Consider the following 20,982-nt stretch of genomic DNA (forward strand, 5'->3'; position numbering starts at 1 on the left):
CGTGACCGCCGGAGGAGGAGACGCCGGGGAGTACGGCGGTATGGACGCGCTGATGGCGGCCGTCACGGGGGAACCGCTGCCGGAGGAGGCCCAGCGCGATCCCGGCTTCCTTGCCGAACACCGGGCCGCCGAGGCCGATGTGGCGGTGCTGAAGGAGCAGCTGACCTGGATCGCGGAGGCGCTGACCGGTGAGGAGACGGTGCCCGAGGAGCGCGCCGGGCATCCCGGGCCGGTGTCCCGGCCGCGCGGCGGCACACGGCCGGCGCGTGCCGGGCGCCGCCCCCCGCGTCCCCCGCGCCCCGGCCGGCCCTCCGGACCGCGTCGGGCGTTGCGGGTCGCGTTCGGGGCGCTCGCCGGGGCCGCGGCCTTCGCGGTGGTCGTCGGGTTCGGCTGGATGGTGACGCAGTCCGGTGGCTCGGACGACAACAGTGCCGCCGCGGACTCCTCGGGCAAGAGCGTGGGCGACGCCCGGGCCAAGGTCTCCGGGGACGGCGGACGGCCGTCCGACCCGGAACTCGACCTGGCCTGCTCCAGGCTGGTCGTGGAGGGCACCGTGGCCGGGGTGGAGCCGCAGAAGGAGTCCCCCTGGAGCCGGATCACGCTGCAGGTGATCCGCTCCTACAAGCCCGCGTACCAGCCTCCGCACGGACCGTCCGAGGTCGGCTTCCTGCTCGACGGCGGTGCGCGGCCGGCCCCGCGCAAGGGCCAGCACGTGCTCGTCCAGGTCGGCGTGGGGCAGCAGAACGCGAGCCTGTGGGCCGTCGGCGACACCCGCGTGGCCGTCAACCGTGCCTGGATCACCGAGGCGCTGCCAACGTCCCGGCACGTGACCTGCCCCGCCGAGGAGGCGCCCACCGACAAGCCGTGAGGGGCGGGTGTCCCCCCGGACACCCGCCCCTCACCGGGCCACTCCGTTACGGTGTGACCTTCTCGATCTTCACGCTGCCGACGCCCGCGACCGTGCCGCGCGCGTTCACCAGCTGGACCTGGCCGAAGAACTCACGGCCCGCCGGGGCCGCGGCGGCGGCCGTGACCTGCCCGGTGACCGTGGCCGAGTCGCCCGTGCCGAGCGTGACCGGGGCCGAGTCGTCCACCGTGACGGAGCCGAGCGTGGGGGAGAAGAACACGTCCCGGTAGTCGTAGTCGGTCGCGCCGGACGGCACCGCGTAGCCGACGACCTTGATGGTGTACGTACCGGCCGCCGGCGACGGGAGGGAGACCGCCTCCTCGGAGTCGCCGTCGGCGGACTGCGCGACCTGCTTGCCGCTCGCGTCGTACACCGTCAGGTCCAGGTCGGCGGAGGCGTCCGAGACGTTGCCGATGGCGACGTCGAGGGACGTGGCGCCGGCCGGGACGTCCACCGTGGTGGTCTGTGTCTCGCCCTCCTTGATGGACGGGCGCGCCGTCCTGGCCGAGCCGAGCGGGCCGCCGGCCGGCTTGCCGGCCAGGGCGGCATACGTGTTGGTCACCTTCCAGGAGACGGCGGCCGGGCTGCCCACCTTCGCCTCGGGCACGGTCACGGTCTCCGGGTCGAAGGCCGCGCCGAGCACGGAGACGTCCAGCGTGTACGGGTTGTCCAGCAGCGGGGACGTACGGCGGGACTCCACCTCCACCTCCCAGACACCCGGCTGCGGGTCGGCGTAGGAGCGCACGTCGGGCTTGCAGCCGTTGCCGTCGAGGTAGTTCGGGTAGCAGTACGGGGTGCCGGTGTTGTCGACCGGGACGCCGTACGGGTGGACGGCGATGAACCGGGTCTGGCTCTTGTCCTTCAGTCCGCCGATCGCCACCTCCAGCGACTTCGCGCCCTCGGGCACGGTCAGGAAGTACGACCGGGTGCTGTTGCGCTGCACCGAACCGGAGGCCGAGTAGGTGTAGTCGACGGGGGCCGAGACGACGACGGTCGTCAGGATCTGCTTGTCGATCCCCTCCGTGAACGGGTCGTCGACGTCCAGGACGGCGCTCTTGATGCCGGCCGACCCCGGTGCCGCCTGCACCTTCACCGTCACCGGCCGGTTCAGCGGCAGCCGTACGGCGTCGTCGCCGAGGATCCGGAAGGTGCCGCCGGCGTTGTTCTCGAAGCTCAGCTCGTGCCGGACCGCCCGGTCCGGGCCGGAGGTGCGCGTGAGGGTGATGTCGTACGTCTTCTTCTCGCCGGCCTTCAGGCCGCCCTCGCGGTCGTACAGGCCGGTGCCGTGGCCGGGGGTCTTCAGCGCCTGGTCGAGCGCGGTGTCGACGGGTGCCTCGACGGTGTAGTCGTGCGCGGAGGCGCCGTCCTTGATCGCTTCCCAGGCGTCCACGATGTCGATCAGGCCCGCGCCCTCCTCGTAGGCCTGAACTCCCTTGATGTGGTCGGCCGTCGACGTGAGCGCCGTGCGCAGCCCGGCCGGCGTCAGGTCGATGCCCTTCTGCTCGGCGGCGCTCAGCAGCAGCGCACTCGCGCCGGCGGCCTGCGGGGAGGCCATCGAGGTGCCCTGGAGCATGGAGTAGCCGGCCGGCAGCGCGTAGCCCGCCTCCGGGACGGGGGAGCCGGGCAGCCAGGTCTGGGTGCTGTTGATCGCGGCGCCGGGCGCGACCAGCGTCGGGGCGAAGCCGCCGTCCTCACGCGGGCCGCGCGAGGAGAACGGCATCATCTGGTACTTCTTCTCCACGGCCGAGCCGTAGTTCGCCGCCCAGGTCTCCTTGGAGATGGCCGCGCCGACCGAGATCACCTTGTCCGCGAGGCCGGGGTCGCCGATGGTGTTGGCGCCGGGCCCGGAGTTGCCCGCGGAGATCACCAGCTGGACGCCGTAGGTGTCGATCAGCCGGGTGTACAGCTCGGCGCGCGCGTTGTTGCCGTCGTTCAGCGCCGGGAGGCCGCCGATCGACATGTTGACGATGTCGACACCGCGGTTGGCGACCAGGTCGATCATGCCCTCGGTGAGGGCCACGTTGGTGCAGCCGCCGGTCCAGGTGCAGGCGCGGGACGACACGATCTTCGCGCCGGGGGCGGCGCCGTTCATCTTCCCGCCGAACAGGCCGTTCGCGGCGGTGATGCCGGCGACATGCGTGCCGTGCTCGGACTCGATGACCCCGATGTTGACGAAGTCCGCCTTCTTGCCGACCCAGGACCCGCCGTAGGGGTCCATCGGCACGTCCTTGCGGATCTGCACGACGAACGGCACCCGCTCGACGACGTCGGTCTTCGGGTCGTCGGTGCCGAAGTACCCGACCTGGTAGCCGTCCTTGTACGGCTTCATGGCGGTGTCGTCGGTGAAGTCGTGGTCGTTGTCCAGGTCGACGGTGACCGTGCCGGCCGCCGGGTCGTACAGCACGCCCCAGCTGTCGGTCGTGTCGCCGTCCCGGTTCAGGTCGCCCTGCTCGTCGCCGCCGGTGGTCGCGGACTCCTTGAAGGTGCTGACCTCGTACGACCCGGAAGGCGCCGTCCAGGTCGCGCCGCCGTAGGAGAAGCTCGGCCCGGAGACGGCGGTGACCATCGGACGCCAGGTCGCGTCGCCGTCCACGATCGGGTCGGTCGAGGTCACCCAGTCGACGATCTTCCGCTCGCCGGTGGTGGTCTTCTGCAGCGCCGGGTGGCCGAGGTCGACTCCGGAGTCCAGGATGCCGATGGTGATGCCCCGGCCGTCCCACTTCGGGTGGTCCTGGACGAACTCGACGGCACCGGTCTCGAAGGACGGGTTGTACGGGTTCTTCGCCGGGGTGTTCTTGCCGGGAGCCTGGTAAGTACCCGTCGTGGAACCGGACGTGGTTCCGTTCGGCGACGGGTCGTCGAGCGGGATGTCCTGCTTGAGGTCGATGGCGTGCACCGAGGAGAGCTTCGCGGCGGCCTTGATCGCGGCGTCGGCCCTGGCCGTCGGCACGGTGGCGCGCACGTAACCGAGCTTGTCGTAGATACGGCCCACCGAGCCGCCCTTGACCGCGTCGAGCTCCTCGGCGACCTGCTCGGTCTGTCCCGGGGCGGTCGCGATCATCATCGTGACGTTCTTGTCGCCGTCGGCCTTGGCCTCGGCGAGCAGGTCCGCGTCGTCCGAACCGAGCTTGTCGTGGGCGGACTTGACGCCGGAGCCGGCGGCTGTGGCGGGGGGTGTGTCCGCGGCGAGGGCCAGGGGTATCGGCCCGGCCGCGGACAGGGCGGCCACCACGCCCACGGCCACGGCCACGCGGGCCAGGCGTCTCGGACCGGGCAGCGGGCTGCGCTCGGATATATGGGTCATCGGCATCCCTCAGGTAAAGGAGCGAGCGATCGAGAGCGCTCAGCTTTACCCAAGGGACAGAATTTTGGGGACCGTTGACCGAATCGATATCGAGGTATGGGGAAAACCCGCTAAGGGTCAACCCTCCCTCGAGCGCGCGTAATGCCGGGACGCCTTCGCGCGGTTGCCGCACGCGGCCATCGAGCACCAGCGGCGGGTGCCGTTCCGGGACGTGTCGAAGAAGTGCAGGATGCAGCTGCCGCCGGCGCAGGTCCGGATGCGTTCCGGGCCCCGGGTGAGCAGCTCCAGGTAGTTCCGGGCGGCGAGCCAGGCCGGCCCCCACGACGCATCGGCGAACTCCGGCTCCTCGGCCGGGCCGTCGGGGGTCAGCCGGGCCCGGATCCGCCCATGTGCGAGGACGGCGTCCACCAGCGGCGCGGCCTGGGCCGGTCCCCCGTCCACCGCGGACCTGAGCGCCGCGCGCGCCTCGCGCAGATGCTCCAGCACCTCCGCGTCGGCCGCGTGATCCCCGGCCAGCCCGTTGCTCAGGAGCCACACCGCCAGGCCCTCGGTGCCGTCGAGCAGGTCCTGGGTCACGCCTTCCCGGTTCCACCGGGTGTTGAGCAGGTCGAGCGCGAGGGGCTCTCCGGTGAGCGGGCGGGGATCGCGGGGGGTGGTCATCGGGCACTCCTTCTCGTCTAACCATTCAAGAGTACGTGACCGGTTGACGATCTCGCCTCTAACCGTCTAATCTCAAGTACAACGGTTAGATATATCGAAGGGATGAGCCCATGACCCCACGCATCGCGCACACCGGCCTGAACATCACCGACCTCGACCGCTCGCTCGCCTTCTACCGCGACCTGCTCGGCTTCGCCGTGCTCGCCGAGGGCAAGGAGGACGACCAGCGCTGGGCGATGCTGGGGGAGGCCGGTGGCGCCCCGCTCGTCACCCTCTGGCAGCAGGCGCGGGGGTCGTACGACAGCGGTCGCCCCGGACTGCACCACCTCGCCTTCGACGCCGACTCGATCGACCGCGTGCGGGAGTACGAGACCGCGCTGCGGGCCGCCGGGGTGGACTTCGCCCACGACGGCGTGGTCGCCCACCGCGAGGGCGGCACCTCGGGCGGGATCTTCTTCCACGACCCGGACGGCATCCGCCTGGAGATCTCCGCCCCCCTCGGCCCCGACGGCGCCCCGGCACCCCACTCGTCCGCACCGACCTGCGGTTTCTTCTAACCATGGCCACCTATCACGCGGGCTCGCTCGCCGTGCAGCAACTGCTCGGCGTCCGCGACCGCGCCGACCACGTGGGCCGCTCCCTCGGCCAGGACATCAAGCCGATCGCGGCCGCCTTCCTGGAACTCCAGCCCCTGCTGGTGGTGGGCGCGGCGGCCCCGGAGACGGGGAGGGTGTGGGCGTCGGCGCTCACGGGCAGTCCCGGGTTCGTCCGGGCGACGGGTCCGCGGCAGATGTCGGTCGTCACTGGTGCCGGGCATGGGTCTGGCGGGCGGCCGGACAGTCAACCTCGAGGGGCGCGGGGAACTGTGCGAGCAACCACGAACGACCCGCACCCGCGTGACGGCCTGCACACCCCCCTTGCGACCGCGCTGCAAACCCCCGGCACCCATACAGGAACCATCGCCCTGGACCCCCGAACCCGCCGCCGCATGCGATTGAACGGCCGGCTGAGGCCAACCCCCCGCGGCTTCGTCGTAGAGGCGGACCAGGTGTTCTCCAACTGCCCCAAATACATCCAGCGCAGGGAGACGTACGAGACACTCGACGACCGCACACCGGGCAACCCCCGCAGGCTGACCGAACTCGACCAGCAGGCAACGGAGTTCATCCGCTCGGCCGACACCTTCTTCATCGCCACCGCCCACCCCGGCGGAGCCGACGTCAGCCACCGCGGCGGCAACCCCGGCTTCGTCCAGGTCACCTCCCCCCACCAGCTGACCTGGCCCGACTACCCCGGCAACGCCATGTTCCTCACCCTCGGCAACCTGCGGAGCAACCCCCGCGCCGGACTGCTCTTCCTCGACTGGACCACGGGCACCACCCTCCAGCTCACCGGAGAGGCCCGCACCGAGTTCACGGCGGCCGGCGAGCGCAGCACAGGCTTCACCGTCACCGAGGCCCTGTGGACCCCCGCCGCTCTGCCGCTGCGCTGGTCGGCGCCGGAACACTCACCGGCGAATCCGGACATCGCGCGCTAACGTCCGTCCATGCGACGGAACTTGAGGGTGGCGGCCTACGCCGTGTGCGTCCGTGACGGACAGCTCCTCCTGGCCCGCTCACCCGGGCCCGACGGAACTCCCGAGTGGGTGCTGCCGGGTGGCGGCATGGAGCACGGCGAGGACCCGTACGACACCGTCCGCCGCGAGGTCACCGAGGAGACCGGCTACCGCATCGAGGTGACCGGTCTCCTCGGCGTGGACTCGCGCCGTCATCTCTTCACCCGCCGGGGCCTCACCCCGGAGACCGACCACCATGCCCTGCGCCTCATCTACGAGGGGGAGGTCGTCGGCGGCGAACTCCGGTACGAGATGGGCGGGTCCACCGATTTCGCGGCGTGGCAGGAGCTTTCGGTCGTACCGGACCTGAACCGGGTCCACCTGGTCGACGTCGCGCTGCGGCTCTGGCGGGAACGCCCCGCGAACGGTCGTCTCACCGCCGAGACCCCTCCCGTACCCCAGGAGATGAACGAGGAGTGACCGCCCCCCGGCCGCGCACAATCCACTCCATGACCGCGACCGGTACCCCGTGATCCACGTACGGTGATCGGCGCTGCGCGTTGCCGCCGCGTTCACGCGCAGGTCATCCCCGGTGCGAACCATCCAGAGCGAGCGGGTTGTTCGCGGAAGCGACGACCCGCGACCACTGCCGACGCGTTCGCACTCGGGGAGATCGCGCCAATGTCGCGCATACGCTCTGTCGCCGCCTCCGCCCTGGAGGTCAACCGCCGTACCGTCCTCGCCGCCGCCGGAGCGGTCTCGCTCTCCGCGGGCGTCGGCTACGCCCTCCGTCCCACGGACAGCCAGGCCGCCACCACCGCCGCGGCGCCGGTCGCCCACTCCCGGCAGGCCCCCGCGGCCGCCCCGCTCGCCCCCTACACCAAGGGCACGACCCTCGCCTCCGTGGCCGCGCCGCTGGGCAGCTCCGGCTACCGGCGGCTCGGCGACGGCGCGGGCTGGAGCCGGGTGGTGCGCGGCGAACTGGCCGCGCCCAAGTCGGGCCGGGCGGGCCGCCGTACGGCCCTCGCCGCGTTCGTGCAGTTCACCGACCTGCATCTGCAGGACGTCCAGCACCCGCTGCGCCTGGAGTACCTGCGCTCCCACGACGCGCACGCCTGGCGTCCGCACGAGGCGCTCACCGTGCCCGGCGCGATCTCGCTCGTCGAACGGGTCAACGCGCTGCGGGGCGCCCCCGTCACCGGTGCCCCACTGCACTTCGTCATGACCACCGGCGACAACACCGACAACAACGCCCACTCCGAACTGGAGTGGTTCATGAAGGTGATGAGCGGCGGCCGGATCACCCCCAACTCCGGTGACCCCAAGCACTACGAGGGCGTGCAGAACAGCGGTCTGAAGCTGTACTGGCAGCCGGACTCCACCCTGCGCGACGGCGACAAGGCGCTCGGCTTCCCGCAGCTGAAGGGCTTCCTGGCCGCCGCGGTCCGCGAGGTGCAGAGCCCCGGCCTGAAGCTGCCCTGGTACTCGACCGTCGGCAACCACGACGCCCTGCCGCTCGGCTGCTACGGCTCCCACGGCGACCCGTACCTCGCCGAGGCGGCCATCGGCGGCAAGAAGCTGTTCAGCGTCTCGGACGCGGACGCCAGGAAACTCCAGGACGCCATCAAGAACGCCACCGACCCCAAGGCCGCCGGCTACCGGGACTTCCTCAAGGCCCACGCCCGCTCGATGCGTTCGGTCACGCCGGACGAGAAGCGCGCGCCGTACACCCAGGCCGACTACCTCAAGGCCCACCTGGACCCCGCCCACCAGGGCCTCGGCCCGGTCGGGCACGGCTACTCCTCGGCGAACCTCGACGCGGGCACCCAGTACTACGCCTTCCGCATCTCCGACGACGTCATCGGCATCAGCCTCGACACCACCGACGCCGGCGGCCACTACGAGGGCTCCATCGGCACCGCCCAGCTGAACTGGCTGGACAAGACGCTGAAGGACAACAAGGACTCCTACGCCGTCGTCTTCAGCCACCACACCAGCAAGACGATGGACAACACCCGCCCCGACCCGGCCCGACCCGGCGAGAAGCGGCACGGCGGCGCCGAGGTGATCTCGGTCCTGTCCGCCCACGCGAACGTCCTGGCCTGGGTGAACGGCCACATCCACAAGAACGTCATCACCCCGCACCAGGCCTCCGGCGGCCGCTCCTTCTGGGAGATCTCCACCGCCTCGCACGTCGACTACCCCCACCTGGCCCGCATCATCGAGCTGGTGGACAACAAGGACGGCACGATCTCGCTGTTCACCACCCTGATCGAGTCCGCAGCCCCGCACCGCACCGACTTCGCCGACCTCTCCCAGACCGGCCTCGCCGCGCTCTACCGCGAGCTGGCCTACAACGCCCCCGGCGCCAACAAGACCCTCGCGGGCAGCGCGGCCGACCGGAACACGGAGCTGGTGCTGAAAAAGGGCTGAGGTTCACCCAACCGGGCTAGTCCGGGCAACCTTTGCCCGGCCGACGCAGGTTTCTTCCTCCGACCGCACGTACACCACAGGTTGGGGGAAGATATGCGCGTACGCACGACCCTGATGGCCACCACAGCCGTACTCCTCTCGGCGGCCCTGGCGGCCCTGGCGGCTCCGGCTGTGGCCGCGCCCGACGGCGACGGACACGCCGGCACCCGCAAGGCCGTCGAGGCCGCGGTCGCGGCCGGCGTGCCCGGGGTGACCGCCACCGCGAAGGACGGCCACGGCACCTGGTCCACCACCGCCGGGGTGGGTGACCTCAGGACGGGCCGGCCGCGCTCCACCGCCGACCGCTACCGCGTCGGCAGCGTCACCAAGACCTTCGTCGCCACCGTCCTGCTCCAACTGGAGGCGGAGGGCCGGCTGTCGCTGGACGACACCGTGGAGACGTGGCTGCCGGGCGTGGTCCACGGGCAGGGCCACGACGGCCGGCGGATCACCGTCCGGCAGCTGCTGAACCACACCAGCGGCATCTTCGACTACACCAGGGACGCGGACTTCGGCCGGGCGGTCTTCACCGCGGACGGCTTCTCGCGGCACCGCTACGACACGTTCGCCCCGGGAGAGCTGGTGGCGATCGCCATGAAGCACGCGCCGTACTTCGCGCCGGGCACGTCCTGGAAGTACTCCAACACCAACTACGTCCTGGCCGGAATGGTGATCGAGAAGGTGACGGGCCACTCGTACGCCACCGAGATCGACCGCCGCATCATCGCGCCGCTGCGACTGCGGGGCACCTCGCTCCCCGGCACCCGGGTCACCGTCCCCCGCCCGAGCAGCCGCGCCTACTCGAAATTCACCGATCCGACGGCGCCGGTGTACGACGTCACGAACCTCAATCCGTCGCTGGCCTCGGCCGCGGGAGAAATGATCTCCGATTCCGCCGATCTCGACCGCTTCTACAGCGCCCTGCTCGGCGGAAAGCTCCTGCCGCCCGAGCAGCTGAAGGAAATGAAGACCACCGTGGAGGCCAAGGGCATCCCGAACGCGCGCTACGGCCTCGGACTCATGGACACCCGGCTGACCTGCGGTGTTCATGTCTGGGGGCACAACGGCGGCATCCACGGGTCCGGGTCCTCGGTGATGACGACGGCCGACGGCAAGCATGCGATCGCCCTCAATTTCAACGGCGACTGGGCCGGGGACATGCAGTCGGTGATCGACGGGGAATTCTGTTAGCCACCGTTTCATCCGCGTCATTCCGCGTTAACCCGGACGCAATGTCCGTACCGCCTCATATCGGCTAACCCGCTTTGGACGGGGATGGCTCGATCTTCTCGATCATTGTTATGCAAGGCGGGTGGTCGCGTGCGTACGAGGCGCGGACTGCGGGTGCTGTCGGTCTACGAGGGCTTCTTCTCCGGAGGAGCCCGGATCGTGCACAGCGACGTCGTACTGGGACTGGCCGAGGGCGGCCAGTCCCACCGGGTGCTCAGCATCCATGGCGAGGTCCATCGCGAGGCCACCCGGCAGCGCATGGAGGACGACCACTGCTACCGGGCGCTGACCGCCGGCGGGGTCGGCGTCACCTCGCTCGGCCGCAGTGCGGGCCTGGTGGACGGCTCGCTCGCGGCGAACGTTTTCGGCGGGCCCGAGCTGGCCGAAACGGCTCGGTCGATGGCCGGTGCGGATGTGATCCTCTCGCTGAAGGAGCAGCCGCTGGCCCTGCTCAACCAGGGCGGCCTGCCCCGTCGGCCGATCGTGGTCGGCCTGCACCGCTCCGACCCGGAGAACCAGGGCCCGGCCCTGGACGAGCTGAAGGCCGCCATCGCCGACGGCAAGGTGGTGGCGTGCGTGTGCTGCGCGGAGTCGACCAGGGCGGCGTACGAGGCGGCGGGCGTCCCCGGTGAGGTGCTGCACGTCATCCCCAACGGGGTGGACCTCCTGCGCTTCCGCCCCGACGCGGCCGCGCGGCTGTCGTTCCGCGCGTCCCTGGGCATCCCGGCCCCGGCCCCGGTGGTCGTCTTCGCGGCCCGCTACGCCCCGATGAAGAACGTTCCGCTCTTCCTGCGGGCGGCCCGCGCCTGGCTGTCCCGTGAGCCCGAGGGCCGGGTCCTGATGTGCGGAGCGGGCATGAGCGGCGAGAACCCGGCGCTGCGGGCCGACATCGAGACCGCGTTCGGCGAGGACCGGCACCTGGCGGACCGGGTGCGCCTGCTCGGCGTGCGCGGCGACATGGAGACCGTCTACGCCGCGGCCGACGTCGTCGCCCTGACCTCCGCCTCCGGCGAGGCGGCGCCGCTGTGCCTGATCGAGGGCATGATGTGCGGGGCGGTCCCGGTGACCACCGACGTCGGCGACAGCGCGGCCATCGTCACCGGACACGGCTTCATCACCCCGCCGGACCCGGGTGCGATCGCGCTCGCGTGGTCCGCCGCGGCCGCCGGCCGCACGGAACTGGCCCCGGCCCTGGAGGCCGCCCGGGAGCGCTTCAGCCGCACCCGCATGATCGCGGCCTACGCCACCCTGCTGGACGAGGTGTACGCCTCACACGTCGGTGGGCAGCGGGTCGTGGCGCAGCACGCTGTAGGCGACGCCGTCGCGCCACCGGCCGTCCCGGAAGACGATGCCCCGCAGTACGCCCTCGCGGGTGAACCCGGCCTTCTCCAGGGCCCGCTGCTCGGCGATGTTCTCGGCCTCGGTGTCGGCCTCGATGCGCATCACGGGGGTGTGGGCGAAGAGGTAGCGGACGAGCTGTAGCTGGGCCCGGGTGCCGATGCCGCGGCCGCGGGCCTCGGGCAGCAGCTGGGCGCCCATGTTCCAGCAGTAGGTGGAGGCCGAGACGACGACCTTCCGCCAGGCGACGAACCCCAGCGGCTCGGTTCCGGCCGCGACGATCAGCTGGCCGCCGTCCTCACCGAGCAGCCGGTTCTCCGTCCAGCGTTGCCGGAACCGCCGCGGGTCGGCGTACCCGTACCACTGGAACGGCCCCGCCGTCTCGGGCTCACTGAGGAAGCGCTCCAGCAGGGGGAGGTCGTCCTCCCCGACGGGGCGCAGGGTCACGGATTCGGCAGGCATGGACCGGAGCGTACGGCTCGACCTGTCAGGACCCCGTCAGGAAACTCGGTCGAGTACCGGAAGGTAGCCGTGCGACTGGCCCGGTGACGTGGGGTGGTACGACTCGGTGGGAGCCAGCACGTCGACGCTGTGCAGCCAGGGGCTGCGGGAGCAGATCTCATGGCCGGCGAAGGCGGGCCTGACGTCGGCGAAGGTGAACCCGTGGGCCGCGGCGCGGCGGGCGATCAGCGCGTCGAGGTGGTCCACGCCGTCGTTGAGGGCGGCGCGCGCGCTGTCCTGGAGGCCGATTTCGCAGGTGCCTCTGAGGCGGTACAGGTGGGGATAGCCGAGCACCACGACACGGGCGGCGGGAGCCCGGTCCCTGATGGCCGAGTAGAGCCGGTCCAGGCTGTCCCCGAGGGACCTGTCCACCGCGGTGCGGGCGTCGGCGACGGCTGACAGACAGCGGCTGGTGCCGCCCAGTGCGCAGGTCGTCATGACCCCGGCGAAGCCCGCGTCCATGCCGCCGACGGTGAGGGTGACCAGCCTGGTGCCGGCGCCGAGCGCGCCGAGCTGGCCGGACAGGACGTCGCTCGTCCGGGCATGGTTGCACGCGGGGAAGGCGAAGGACGTCACCTTGTGCGCCGAGGCCCACAGGACCGGGTACGCCCGGCTGCTGCGCTTGCAGTTCGTGCCGGTGGGGAGGTAGTCGCCGGCGCCGAGCCCGGCGGAGTAGGAGTCACCGAGGGCCACATAGCCCACGGCCGGCGTCCGGGGTGCCGTCCGTGCCGTCTCGGGGGCGGCGGCGACGCAGGCCGTGGCGAGCAGGAGGGCCGCCGAACACGCGGCTGTCCGGGGATGTCGCATACCTCTCATCTTTCGTGGCCCGGACCGCGCCGCCCGCGAGGCTCCTCCGTTCGGGTGAGAACGCAGCGTCACGCGGGGACCGTGAGCACGAGGAGGGGCCACCGGAATCGCCCCGGCGGCCCCTCCTCTCCCCTCCTGAGGGCTCCCCGCGGCCTCTCGACGCCCCGGTCCGTCACTACCGGGGAAGCACCACGACATACGCGGCCGGATCGCGGTCCGCCGAGGCCATCAGGGCGGTACGGACCACCGCCGCCTGCTGTTCCATCGCGTCCCTGAGCTTCTTCGGCGTGACGTGGACGACCGTGATCCCGAGGCGTTCCAGGTGCTCGCGCTTGCGGGCGTACTCGGACCAGAGGGCGTCGTCGTCCTGGCGGGGCGCCCGGGTGTCGAGTTCGACGGCGACCGCCTGGTCCGGCCAGTACGCGTCCAGGCCGCCGAGGTGCGGGCCGCCGGGCAGCCGCAGGTCGACGTTCCAGACCGGGTCGGGCAGCCCGTACTCGCCGACCATCCGGTACAGGCGGTCCTCGGCGATCGAGCGGCCCTCCGCCACGAGCGCGTCCACCGCGTTCACCACGTGCGGGCGGTTGAGCAGCTTCGCCTGGGTCAACTCCCGTACGACGGCGGCCGGTTCACAGTGCCCACCGCGCACCGCCTCGGTCAGCAGCCGCCGCACCGCCTCCGCGTCCGTCAGCTCCGCCACCGCGTCCGCCAGCGCCCGTGGCACCGGCGCCACCGGCAGGCCCGTCACCGCGTTGGGCGTGGGCAGGGCCGGGGTGCGCAGGACGCGGACGTGGCCGGCGGAGCGCAGCCGGCGCAGCCGGGGGACCAGGACGTCGACGTGGTCCAGGGAGAGGAGCGGCGGGGTGGCGGAGAAGCCGTAGAGGGTGAGGGCCGCGAGGCCCGTGATCATCGCGTCCGCGTAGACCGGGCGGTGCGGTTCCTCGGCCGTCGGCTGGGCCGGGACACCGGGCGTGGACTCGCGCGCCGCGTACAGCAGCGCCCCGTGCAGACGTTCCTCGCTCGTCGGGGGGCCGGGGTGGAGGAGCACCACGTTCGGCAGCAGCAGCTGCCAGGGGCCACCGGGCCGGCACTGCTCGGTCAGCTCGGCCGTCGTCACACCGTGGGCGCGGAGCTGAGCCGCCGTCAGGACGCGGCGGTGGACCTCGGAGAGGTGGCGGAGGGGGCGGGGGGAGAGCGGGGTGTTGTGCGTCATGGCGTCGGGATTCCCGTGCCCGGTCCCACCTTTAACCGCTGTTACACGGCCGTCGAAGAATGCGGACAAGCTGGGACTAAAGGTCAGGTGTTCGGGTGCCGAATAGGGACGGAAAACCCCTGGTCCGATCAGGTGCGGACCAGGGGTTACGGCTATGTTTGCCTGAATTTCGTAACGGTCACCGACCGGGGAAGCTCAGGCCAAGGGTCAGTGGCCGGCCGCCGTCGCATCGCACTCCTGTGCCCGCAGCGCCCGCGCCAGGTCGTCCCGCGACTCGAGGACGAGACGGCGCAGCGCCGGAGCAGCGTCCCGGTGCGCCTCCAGCCACGCGTCCGTCGCCTCCAGCGTCCCGGCGCGGTCCTGCAGCGCCGGGAACAGGCCCCGTACCACGTCCATGCCGATCTGGATCGACCGCTCCCGCCACACCCGCTCGATCGCCGCGAAGTACTTCTCGGCGTACGGCGCGGTCAGCTCCCGCTGCGACGGCTGGTCGAAGCCCGCGATCGTCGCCTCCACCAGCGCGTTCGACAGCGCGTCGGACTCCACCACCTGCGCCCACGCCTGCGCCTTGACCGCCGCCGAAGGGCGGGCGGCCAGACAGCGGACCTGGTGGCGCTTGCCGGACGCCGTGTCGTCGCGGGCCAGTTCGGCGGCGAGCACGGACTCGTCGGCCACGCCGTGTGCCGCCAGCGGCTCCAGGAACGCCCAGCGCAGCTCCTGGTCCACCTCCAGGCCGTCGATCGCCTCCGTGCCGTCCAGCAGACCCTTCAGCAGGGCGAGGTCCGTCTCGCCGGACGCGACCGTCGCGAAGAACCGCGCCCACGCCAGCTGGTGCTCGCTGCCGGGCTCGGCCGCCTCCAGCTCCCGCAGCGCACCCTCCGCCAGCAGCTCACCGCCGGTCTCCCGCCACGCGGGCGCCGCGTAGTGCACCAGCGCCGAGTTCGCCCACGCGTGCAGCATCTGCAGCACCCCGATGTCGGACTCGCGGCCCGCGAACCGCAGCACCAGAGCGACGAAGTCCCGCGCCGGCAGCAGCGCGTCCCGGGTCATGTTCCACAGCGCCGACCAGCACAGGGCCCGCGCCAGCGGGTCGGTCAGCGCGCCCAGGTGCTCCTTGAGCGTGGCCAGCGAGGTGTCGTCGAAGCGGATCTTGCAGTACGTCAGGTCGTCGTCGTTGACCAGGACCAGCTCCGGGGCCTCGGCGCCGGCCAGGTCGGCGACGACCGTGCGCGGCTCGTGCACGTCCGTCTCCACGCGCGCGTACCGCTCCAGCGCGCCCTCGGGCGTACGCCGGTACAGGCCCACCGCGACCCGGTGCGGACGCTCCTCGGGATGCGCCTCCGGCGCCTCCTGCACCACCGCCAGCTCGGCCACCCTGCCCTCCGCGTCCAGCAGCACCTGCGGCGTCAGCGAGTTCACCCCGGCCGTCTGCAGCCACGAACGCGCCCACGCCGACATGTCCCGGCCGCTGGTCTCGCCCAGCACCGACAGCAGGTCGCCGAGGCGGGTGTTGCCGTACGCGTGCCGCTTGAAGTAGCGGCGGGCGCCCTCCAGGAACGCGTCCTGGCCGACGTACGCCACCAGCTGCTTGAGCACCGATGCGCCCTTGGCGTACGTGATGCCGTCGAAGTTCAGCTTGGCGTCCTCCAGGTCACGGATGTCCGCCGTGATCGGATGCGTCGACGGCAGCTGGTCCGCGCGGTACGCCCAGGCCTTGCGGCGGTTGGCGAAGGTGATCCAGGCGTCCTTGAAGCGGGTCGCGCCCACGTTCGCGAACGTCCCCATGAAGTCCGCGAAGGACTCCTTCAGCCACAGGTCGTCCCACCACTCCATGGTGACCAGGTCGCCGAACCACATGTGCGCCATCTCGTGCAGGACGACGTTGGCCCGGCCCTCGTACGACGCCTGCGTCACCTTGCCGCGGAAGATGTACTCCTCGCGGAAGGTCACCAGACCCGGGTTCTCCATCGCGCCCAGGTTGTACTCGGGCACGAACGCCTGGTCGTACTTCCCGAACGGGTACGGGTAGTCGAAGTGGTCGTGGAAGAAGTCCAGGCCCTGCTTGGTGACCAGGAAGACGTCGTCGGCGTCGAAGTGCGGGGCGAGACCCTTGCGGCACATCGCGCCGAGCGGGATCTCCAGCTTGGTGCCGTCCTCGAAGGTGCGGGTGTAGGAGTCGGTCACGTAGTGGTACGGCCCCGCCACCACACACGTGATGTACGTCGAGATCGGCTTGGTCTCCGCGAACTTCCAGACCCCGTCGGCCAGTTCGCCCGCGCCGTTGCTCCACACCGTCCAGCCCTCGGGGGCCTGGACCTCGAAGCGGTACGGCGCCTTCAGGTCCGGCTGCTCGAAGTTGGCGAAGACGCGACGGGAGTCGGCCGGCTCGTACTGGGTGTAGAGGTAGACCTCGCCGTCCTCGGGGTCGACGAAGCGGTGCAGGCCCTCGCCGGTGCGGGAGTAGGCGCACTGGGCGTCCACCACCAGCTCGTTCTCCGCGGCCAGGTCGTCCAGCGCGATCCGCGACCCGTCGAAGACCTCGCCCGGGTCCAGGTCCCGGCCGTTGAGCGAGACGGAGGTGACGCTCGGCGCGATCAGATCGGCGAAGCTCGCCGCGCCCGGCTCGTTGCAGCGGAAGCGGATCGTGGTCACCGAGCGGAACGTACGCGGCTCGCCGTTCCCGTCGCCGACGGCGGACCTGAGGTCCAGGGAAACGTCGTACCCGTCTACGGACAGCAGGGCGGCCCGCTCCCGGGCCTCGTCGCGGGACAGATTCTCACCGGGCACGGACGGCACTCCCTTGTGATCGCGTGGATGAGGCGGAACAGGACCGATCCTGCCACGTGCCCCTGACAGCGGGCAGCAGGGAATGCGGGTCGCGAGGACGTCGTTGAGCGCTGAAAAGAGTCTTTCGCTGAGGAGAACCATGTCCGAGACCGCCCCCGCGTCCGGCAAGACCCCCGTCGACTTCTGGTTCGACCCGCTGTGCCCCTGGGCCTGGATGACCTCCCGCTGGGTGCTGGAGGTGGAGAAGGTCCGCGACATCGAGGTCCGCTGGCACATCATGAGCCTCGCCGTCCTCAACGAGAACAGGCTGGACGAGCTGCCCGAGGAGTACCGGGACATGCTCGCGACCAAGGCCTGGCAGCCGGTCCGCGTGGTCACCGCGGCCTGGCAGAAGCACGGCCCCGACATCCTCGGCCCGCTGTACACCGCGCTCGGCACCCGCATCCACAACAACGGCGAGGGCCCGACCCTGGAGGCCGTCGCGGGCGCCCTCGCGGACGTCGGCCTGCCCGCCGACCTCATCGACTACGCCGAGCAGCAGGACTTCGCGTACGACGCCGAACTGCGCGCCTCCCACAAGGAGGGCATCGAGAAGGTCGGCCAGGACGTCGGCACCCCGGTCATCGCGGTGCCCGGCCCCGACGGCGAGCAGATCGCCTTCTTCGGCCCGGTCGTCACCCCCGCCCCGAAGGGCGAGGAGGCGGCCCGCCTGTGGGACGGAACGCTCGCCGTGGCCTCGGTGCCGGGCTTCTACGAGATCAAGCGGACGCGCACCAACGGTCCGGACTTCAGCAACCTGTAGGTCCCGGTCGGTGCTCGGGCCCGGTGCCGTTCAGCGCCGGGCCCGTTCCCTTGCCCGGGCCAGCAGCTCCAGGTGCTCCTCGTACCCCTTCGCGTAGTACGCCGTCCGGCCCGGGTCCGGCTCGATCACCCGGGCCGGCTCGGTCCAGGCGGCGGTGTCCAGGGGCGCGCCGTACCGTTCGGCCGCCGCCAGCACCGCGCCCCGCGCCCCGGTCTCGCCCTCCATCACCCTGAGCGGCCGGCCCAGCACGTCCGCCAGCAGCCGCATCCAGGCCGGGCTGCGGGTGCCGCCGCCGCACACCGCGAGCGTCCCGGTCAGGCCCGCCGCGTCCAGGCAGTGCCGGGCCGCGTAGCCGATGCCCTCGCAGGTGGCGCGCACCAGGTGGGCGGGCCGGGTCTCCAGCGAGACACCGAGCAGCTCGGCCCGCAGCCCCGGCTCCACGAAGGGCGCGCGCTCCCCCGAGGGCGCGAAGTAGGGCAGCACCCGCACCCCGAACGAGCCGGGCGGCGCCTCGGCCAGCAGGGCGTCCAGCTCCTGGTGCCGGGCGCCGGCCGTGGCCAGCACCCAGTCCAGGGCCGCCGTACCGACCATCGCGGGCATCGCGCGCAGCCAGTGGCCCGGCCGGTCGGTGGAGATGTACAGCCCGGCCGGTTCGCCGGCGAGGTCCAGCTCGGTGGTGGCGACCAGGCTCGCCAGACAGGTGCCGACGATCAGCAGCCCGTCGCCGGGTGCGGTGACGCCCGCGCCGAGCGCGCAGGCCGGCAGGTCGTACGGGCCGTTCGCCAGCCGGGTGCCGGGCGGCAGCCCCCCGCCGGCCGCCTCGCCGGTCGCGATCGGGTCGCCGATCGGGGGCAGCAGCCGCCCCCGGTGGGTCAGGCCGAGCAGCTCCACCACCTCGTTGTCGTAACGCCGGGTGCGCGGGTCCAGGAACGGCATCGACGCGTCCGACACGTCCGTCACCGCCCGCTCGGCACCGGTCAGCCGCTGGAACACCATGTCCTTGCAGGCGACGGCCGCCGCCGCCCGGTCCAGGGACGCCGGCTCGTGCCGGTCCAGCCAGGCCAGCAGCGGGCCCGGGCAGCCCGGGAACATCGCGCTGCCGGTGCGCCGGAAGACCGCCTCGAAGGTGCCGTCCGCCAGCCACTGGTCCACCAGCTCGTGCGCCCGGCCGTCCATCCAGGAGATCGCCGGCCGCACCTGACGGCCCTCCGCGTCCACCAGCCACACCCCGTCGCCCTGCCCGGTCAGCCCGGCCAGCTCCACGGGCTCCGCCAGCCGCCCGGTCAGGACCCCCAGCGTGCCGGACACGGCCGCGTACACCGCCGGCATCCACTGCTCCACGGCCCCGTGGCGCACATCGAGGTTCACCGGCCGTGCCTCGACGCCCAGTTGGCGGCCGGCCCGGTCGAAGGCGGCAGCCTTCACCAAAGACGTGCCCACATCGATCCCGACGAACATGACACCCCCGGGTGCTCTCAGGTCAGACAGTGCGCGAGCGGCTCCCCGCGCACCCAGCGGCCCACCTCCGCCGCCGCGATCCGTGCCGCCTTCTCCGCCACCGCCCGGCTCGCCCCACCGAGGTGCGGGGTCAGCACCACCCGCTCGGCGAGCGCGCGCAGCCGGGAGTCCGCGGGGAGCGGTTCGCGGGCGTAGGTGTCCAGGGCCGCCGCGCCGAGCCGCCCGTTCTCCAGCGCGTCGCACAGCGCGTCCTCGTCCAGCAGCGCCCCGCGGGCCGCGTTGACCACCACCGCGCCCGGCGGCAGCAGCGCCAGCTCACGGGCGCCGAGCAGGCCACGGGTCTCCTCCGTCAGCCGGGCGTGCAGGGTGACGACCTGCGAGCGGCGCAGCAGCTCGTCCAGCGAGGCCAGGCGCAGCCCGTGCATCTCGCCGCGCACGTACGGGTCGTGGACCATCACCCGCGCCCCGAAGGCGCACAGCACCCGCGCGACCCGGCTGCCCACCGCGCCGTACCCGACGAGCCCGACGGGCAGGTCCTCCAGCTCGACACCGCTGTGCTCGTACGTGTAGTACGCCGAACCGTCCCAACTCCCTTGTCCGGCAAGGAGACCGTGAGCCTGCGGGATGCGGCGCAGGGCGGCGAGCAGCAGGCCGACGGTGAACTCGGCGGTGGCCGCGGCGTTGCGGCCGGGCGCGAAGCACACCCGCACGTCGTGCCGCCCGGCCGCCTCCAGGTTGACGTTCACCGGTCCGCCCCGGCAGACCACGACCAGCCGCAGCGCGGGGCAGGCGGCGAGGACGCGGGCGGTGACCGGTCCCATCTGGGTGACCAGCACCTCGGCGCCGTCGAGGGCGGCGATCAGCTCGTCCTCCGCGTCGCTGGCCTCGCTGACCTCGGCGACCGGACCGAAGGGCTCCAGCGGCCAGCCGAGCATCAGCTCCCGCACCTCGCAGTCGGCCTCCTCGCCGAGGGCGGCCGTGATCAGCGGCGGCAGGACGAAGCGGTCGCCGGCGGCCACCACACGCACACGGGAGGTCGTCACGGGGATGCACGCTCCTTCGGGTCCGTGGCGCACACCTCGTGGCGCACCTTGTGCTCGTCCAGGTCTGCCAGCGCCTCGGGCGAGGCTCCGTCGTCCACCAGCAGCAGGTCGAAGCGGGAGAGCGGGGCCACCCGGTGCAGCGCGACCCGGCGCAGCTTGGTGTGGTCGACCAGCAGCACGCTGCGGGCGGCCGCGTCGAGCATGGCCCGCTTCACGGAGACGATGTGCTGCTCCTGGTGGTAGGCGTAGCCGCCGTGCACCCCGGACGTCGACAGGAAACCGACGTCCACGCGCAGCTGCTCCACCGCCTCCACGCAGGACACCCCGAGGAAGGAGGAGTGCAGCGGGTCGTAGTCGCCGCCCAGCGCCATCAGATGGATGCCGCGCTGCCCGGCGAGGAGATTGATCGCCTCCAGGAAGTTGGTGACGACCGTGAGCGGGGTGATCTCGCCGAGCCCCAGCCGCCGGGCCATCTCCAGGGCGGTGGTGGAGTCGTCCAGGAGGATCGCCATGCCGGGCTCGATGTGCCGCACGGCGTGCGCGGCGAGCGCGGCCTTCTGCGGGCGCATGGTCTTCAGCCGGTACTGCACGTTCGACTCGAACACCCCGGACGGCTGCGCAGTCACCCCGCCCCGGAACTTCCGTACGATCCCCTGCCGTTCGAGCTCGTCGAGGTCCCGGTGGATGGTCATCAGGCTGACCCCGAACCGCTCGGCCAGCTCGGCCGCGGCCGCCGAGCCCTCGGCGAGGACGAGTTCGGCCATGGCCGCCTGCCGGGCGGCGGGCCCCTGAGCCTGCCGTGCGCCAGTGCTCATCGCGTCCTGTCCGTCGTCCCGGTCGCCCGGCTGGGTCACAGGGCGAGTCGACTCGCCAACCGAGGGTGTAACGGCACGGGAAGGCCGTCA

General features: G+C 72.0%; 16 protein-coding genes and 1 pseudogene. 8 read left to right on the forward strand and 9 right to left on the reverse strand.

Annotation, left to right across the window (positions count from 1 at the left end; genetic code table 11):
- Position 1 precedes the first annotated feature (1 nt).
- Complete coding sequence (locus tag SRB17_RS02160) at positions 2 to 868, forward strand: hypothetical protein (protein ID WP_323374852.1); 867 nt, start codon at positions 2 to 4, stop codon at positions 866 to 868.
- A 46-nt stretch (positions 869 to 914) separates the two neighbouring features.
- Here the strand turns inward: SRB17_RS02160 and SRB17_RS02165 are convergent, their stop codons facing one another.
- Together SRB17_RS02165 and SRB17_RS02170 are read right to left on the reverse strand one after the other, a co-directional pair.
- Positions 915 to 4,211: a S8 family serine peptidase gene (locus SRB17_RS02165; protein WP_153534092.1), complete on the reverse strand. Its 3,297-nt coding sequence runs from the start codon at positions 4,209 to 4,211 to the stop codon at positions 915 to 917.
- A 117-nt stretch (positions 4,212 to 4,328) separates the two neighbouring features.
- Positions 4,329 to 4,871, reverse strand: a complete 543-nt coding sequence (locus SRB17_RS02170; protein ID WP_153534094.1) for a CGNR zinc finger domain-containing protein — start codon at positions 4,869 to 4,871, stop codon at positions 4,329 to 4,331.
- A 110-nt stretch (positions 4,872 to 4,981) separates the two neighbouring features.
- On the opposite strand from SRB17_RS02170, the gene SRB17_RS02175 reads away from it, so the two are divergent.
- The 6 genes from SRB17_RS02175 to SRB17_RS02200 all read left to right on the forward strand — a co-directional run bounded on the left by SRB17_RS02175 (position 4,982) and on the right by SRB17_RS02200 (position 11,610).
- A complete protein-coding gene (locus SRB17_RS02175) occupies positions 4,982 to 5,428 on the forward strand; it encodes a VOC family protein (protein WP_153534096.1) in 447 nt (148 codons plus the stop codon).
- Positions 5,429 to 5,430: 2 nt separating this feature from the next.
- The gene (locus SRB17_RS02180; RefSeq protein ID WP_153534098.1) at positions 5,431 to 6,408 is read left to right on the forward strand and encodes a pyridoxamine 5'-phosphate oxidase family protein; all 978 of its coding nucleotides are present in this window, start codon (positions 5,431 to 5,433) and stop codon (positions 6,406 to 6,408) included.
- A gap of 9 nt (positions 6,409 to 6,417) precedes the next feature.
- Complete coding sequence (locus tag SRB17_RS02185; protein WP_153534101.1) at positions 6,418 to 6,906, forward strand: NUDIX hydrolase; 489 nt, start codon at positions 6,418 to 6,420, stop codon at positions 6,904 to 6,906.
- A gap of 201 nt (positions 6,907 to 7,107) precedes the next feature.
- Positions 7,108 to 8,859, forward strand: coding sequence for a TIGR03767 family metallophosphoesterase (locus SRB17_RS02190; RefSeq protein WP_153534103.1), 1,752 nt, complete (start codon positions 7,108 to 7,110; stop codon positions 8,857 to 8,859).
- A 93-nt stretch (positions 8,860 to 8,952) separates the two neighbouring features.
- Positions 8,953 to 10,089 (forward strand): serine hydrolase domain-containing protein, encoded by a 1,137-nt coding sequence (locus SRB17_RS02195; RefSeq protein ID WP_228395820.1) that lies wholly within the window; start codon positions 8,953 to 8,955, stop codon positions 10,087 to 10,089.
- A 153-nt stretch (positions 10,090 to 10,242) separates the two neighbouring features.
- The gene (locus SRB17_RS02200) at positions 10,243 to 11,610 is read left to right on the forward strand and encodes a glycosyltransferase (protein WP_323375105.1); all 1,368 of its coding nucleotides are present in this window, start codon (positions 10,243 to 10,245) and stop codon (positions 11,608 to 11,610) included.
- Here SRB17_RS02200 and SRB17_RS02205 read toward each other — a convergent pair.
- The 4 genes and pseudogenes from SRB17_RS02205 to pepN all read right to left on the reverse strand — a co-directional run.
- Positions 11,560 to 11,928, reverse strand: a pseudogene (locus SRB17_RS02205) (GNAT family N-acetyltransferase); the annotation flags it as partial. The gene SRB17_RS02200 and the pseudogene SRB17_RS02205 overlap by 51 nt on opposite strands.
- Before the next feature lie 36 nt (positions 11,929 to 11,964).
- Positions 11,965 to 12,774 (reverse strand): SGNH/GDSL hydrolase family protein, encoded by an 810-nt coding sequence (locus tag SRB17_RS02210; RefSeq protein WP_153534107.1) that lies wholly within the window; start codon positions 12,772 to 12,774, stop codon positions 11,965 to 11,967.
- 175 nt (positions 12,775 to 12,949) lie between these two features.
- Positions 12,950 to 13,987, reverse strand: coding sequence for a hypothetical protein (locus SRB17_RS02215; protein ID WP_153534109.1), 1,038 nt, complete (start codon positions 13,985 to 13,987; stop codon positions 12,950 to 12,952).
- A 207-nt stretch (positions 13,988 to 14,194) separates the two neighbouring features.
- Positions 14,195 to 16,774, reverse strand: coding sequence for an aminopeptidase N (pepN, locus tag SRB17_RS02220; RefSeq protein WP_323374853.1), 2,580 nt, complete (start codon positions 16,772 to 16,774; stop codon positions 14,195 to 14,197).
- A 139-nt stretch (positions 16,775 to 16,913) separates the two neighbouring features.
- Here pepN and SRB17_RS02225 point away from each other — a divergent pair, with 139 nt between their 5' ends.
- Positions 16,914 to 17,576 (forward strand): DsbA family protein, encoded by a 663-nt coding sequence (locus SRB17_RS02225; RefSeq protein ID WP_153534111.1) that lies wholly within the window; start codon positions 16,914 to 16,916, stop codon positions 17,574 to 17,576.
- A 30-nt stretch (positions 17,577 to 17,606) separates the two neighbouring features.
- Here the strand turns inward: SRB17_RS02225 and SRB17_RS02230 are convergent, their stop codons facing one another.
- From SRB17_RS02230 to SRB17_RS02240, 3 genes are read right to left on the reverse strand one after another with little or no spacing between them, the layout of a single operon-like run.
- Positions 17,607 to 19,034, reverse strand: a complete 1,428-nt coding sequence (locus tag SRB17_RS02230) for an FGGY-family carbohydrate kinase (protein WP_153534113.1) — start codon at positions 19,032 to 19,034, stop codon at positions 17,607 to 17,609.
- 17 nt (positions 19,035 to 19,051) lie between these two features.
- Positions 19,052 to 20,077: a 2-hydroxyacid dehydrogenase gene (locus SRB17_RS02235; protein ID WP_323374854.1), complete on the reverse strand. Its 1,026-nt coding sequence runs from the start codon at positions 20,075 to 20,077 to the stop codon at positions 19,052 to 19,054.
- Positions 20,074 to 20,892 carry a DeoR/GlpR family DNA-binding transcription regulator gene (locus SRB17_RS02240; RefSeq protein WP_153534116.1) on the reverse strand — a complete coding sequence of 273 codons (819 nt, stop codon included), beginning with the start codon at positions 20,890 to 20,892 and terminating at the stop codon, positions 20,074 to 20,076. The genes SRB17_RS02235 and SRB17_RS02240 overlap by 4 nt, the downstream gene beginning before the upstream one ends.
- Positions 20,893 to 20,982: the final 90 nt, after the last annotated feature.

The organism is Streptomyces sp. RB17 (assembly GCF_009604455.1).
Classification (GTDB): domain Bacteria; phylum Actinomycetota; class Actinomycetes; order Streptomycetales; family Streptomycetaceae; genus Streptomyces.

What these genes read in the sequence shown, in the direction of transcription:
- SRB17_RS02180 (WP_153534098.1), top strand. Translation starts at nt 5,431, where the DNA reads ATGGCCACCTATCACGCGGGCTCGCTCGCCGTGCAGCAACTGCTCGGC.
- SRB17_RS02210 (WP_153534107.1), bottom strand. Translation starts at nt 12,774, where the DNA reads ATGCGACATCCCCGGACAGCCGCGTGTTCGGCGGCCCTCCTGCTCGCC.
- SRB17_RS02230 (WP_153534113.1), bottom strand. Translation starts at nt 19,034, where the DNA reads ATGTTCGTCGGGATCGATGTGGGCACGTCTTTGGTGAAGGCTGCCGCC.
- SRB17_RS02225 (WP_153534111.1), top strand. Translation starts at nt 16,914, where the DNA reads ATGTCCGAGACCGCCCCCGCGTCCGGCAAGACCCCCGTCGACTTCTGG.
- SRB17_RS02240 (WP_153534116.1), bottom strand. Translation starts at nt 20,892, where the DNA reads ATGAGCACTGGCGCACGGCAGGCTCAGGGGCCCGCCGCCCGGCAGGCG.
- SRB17_RS02175 (WP_153534096.1), top strand. Translation starts at nt 4,982, where the DNA reads ATGACCCCACGCATCGCGCACACCGGCCTGAACATCACCGACCTCGAC.
- SRB17_RS02170 (WP_153534094.1), bottom strand. Translation starts at nt 4,871, where the DNA reads ATGACCACCCCCCGCGATCCCCGCCCGCTCACCGGAGAGCCCCTCGCG.
- SRB17_RS02215 (WP_153534109.1), bottom strand. Translation starts at nt 13,987, where the DNA reads ATGACGCACAACACCCCGCTCTCCCCCCGCCCCCTCCGCCACCTCTCC.
- SRB17_RS02195 (WP_228395820.1), top strand. Translation starts at nt 8,953, where the DNA reads ATGCGCGTACGCACGACCCTGATGGCCACCACAGCCGTACTCCTCTCG.
- SRB17_RS02185 (WP_153534101.1), top strand. Translation starts at nt 6,418, where the DNA reads ATGCGACGGAACTTGAGGGTGGCGGCCTACGCCGTGTGCGTCCGTGAC.
- SRB17_RS02190 (WP_153534103.1), top strand. Translation starts at nt 7,108, where the DNA reads ATGTCGCGCATACGCTCTGTCGCCGCCTCCGCCCTGGAGGTCAACCGC.
- SRB17_RS02165 (WP_153534092.1), bottom strand. Translation starts at nt 4,211, where the DNA reads ATGACCCATATATCCGAGCGCAGCCCGCTGCCCGGTCCGAGACGCCTG.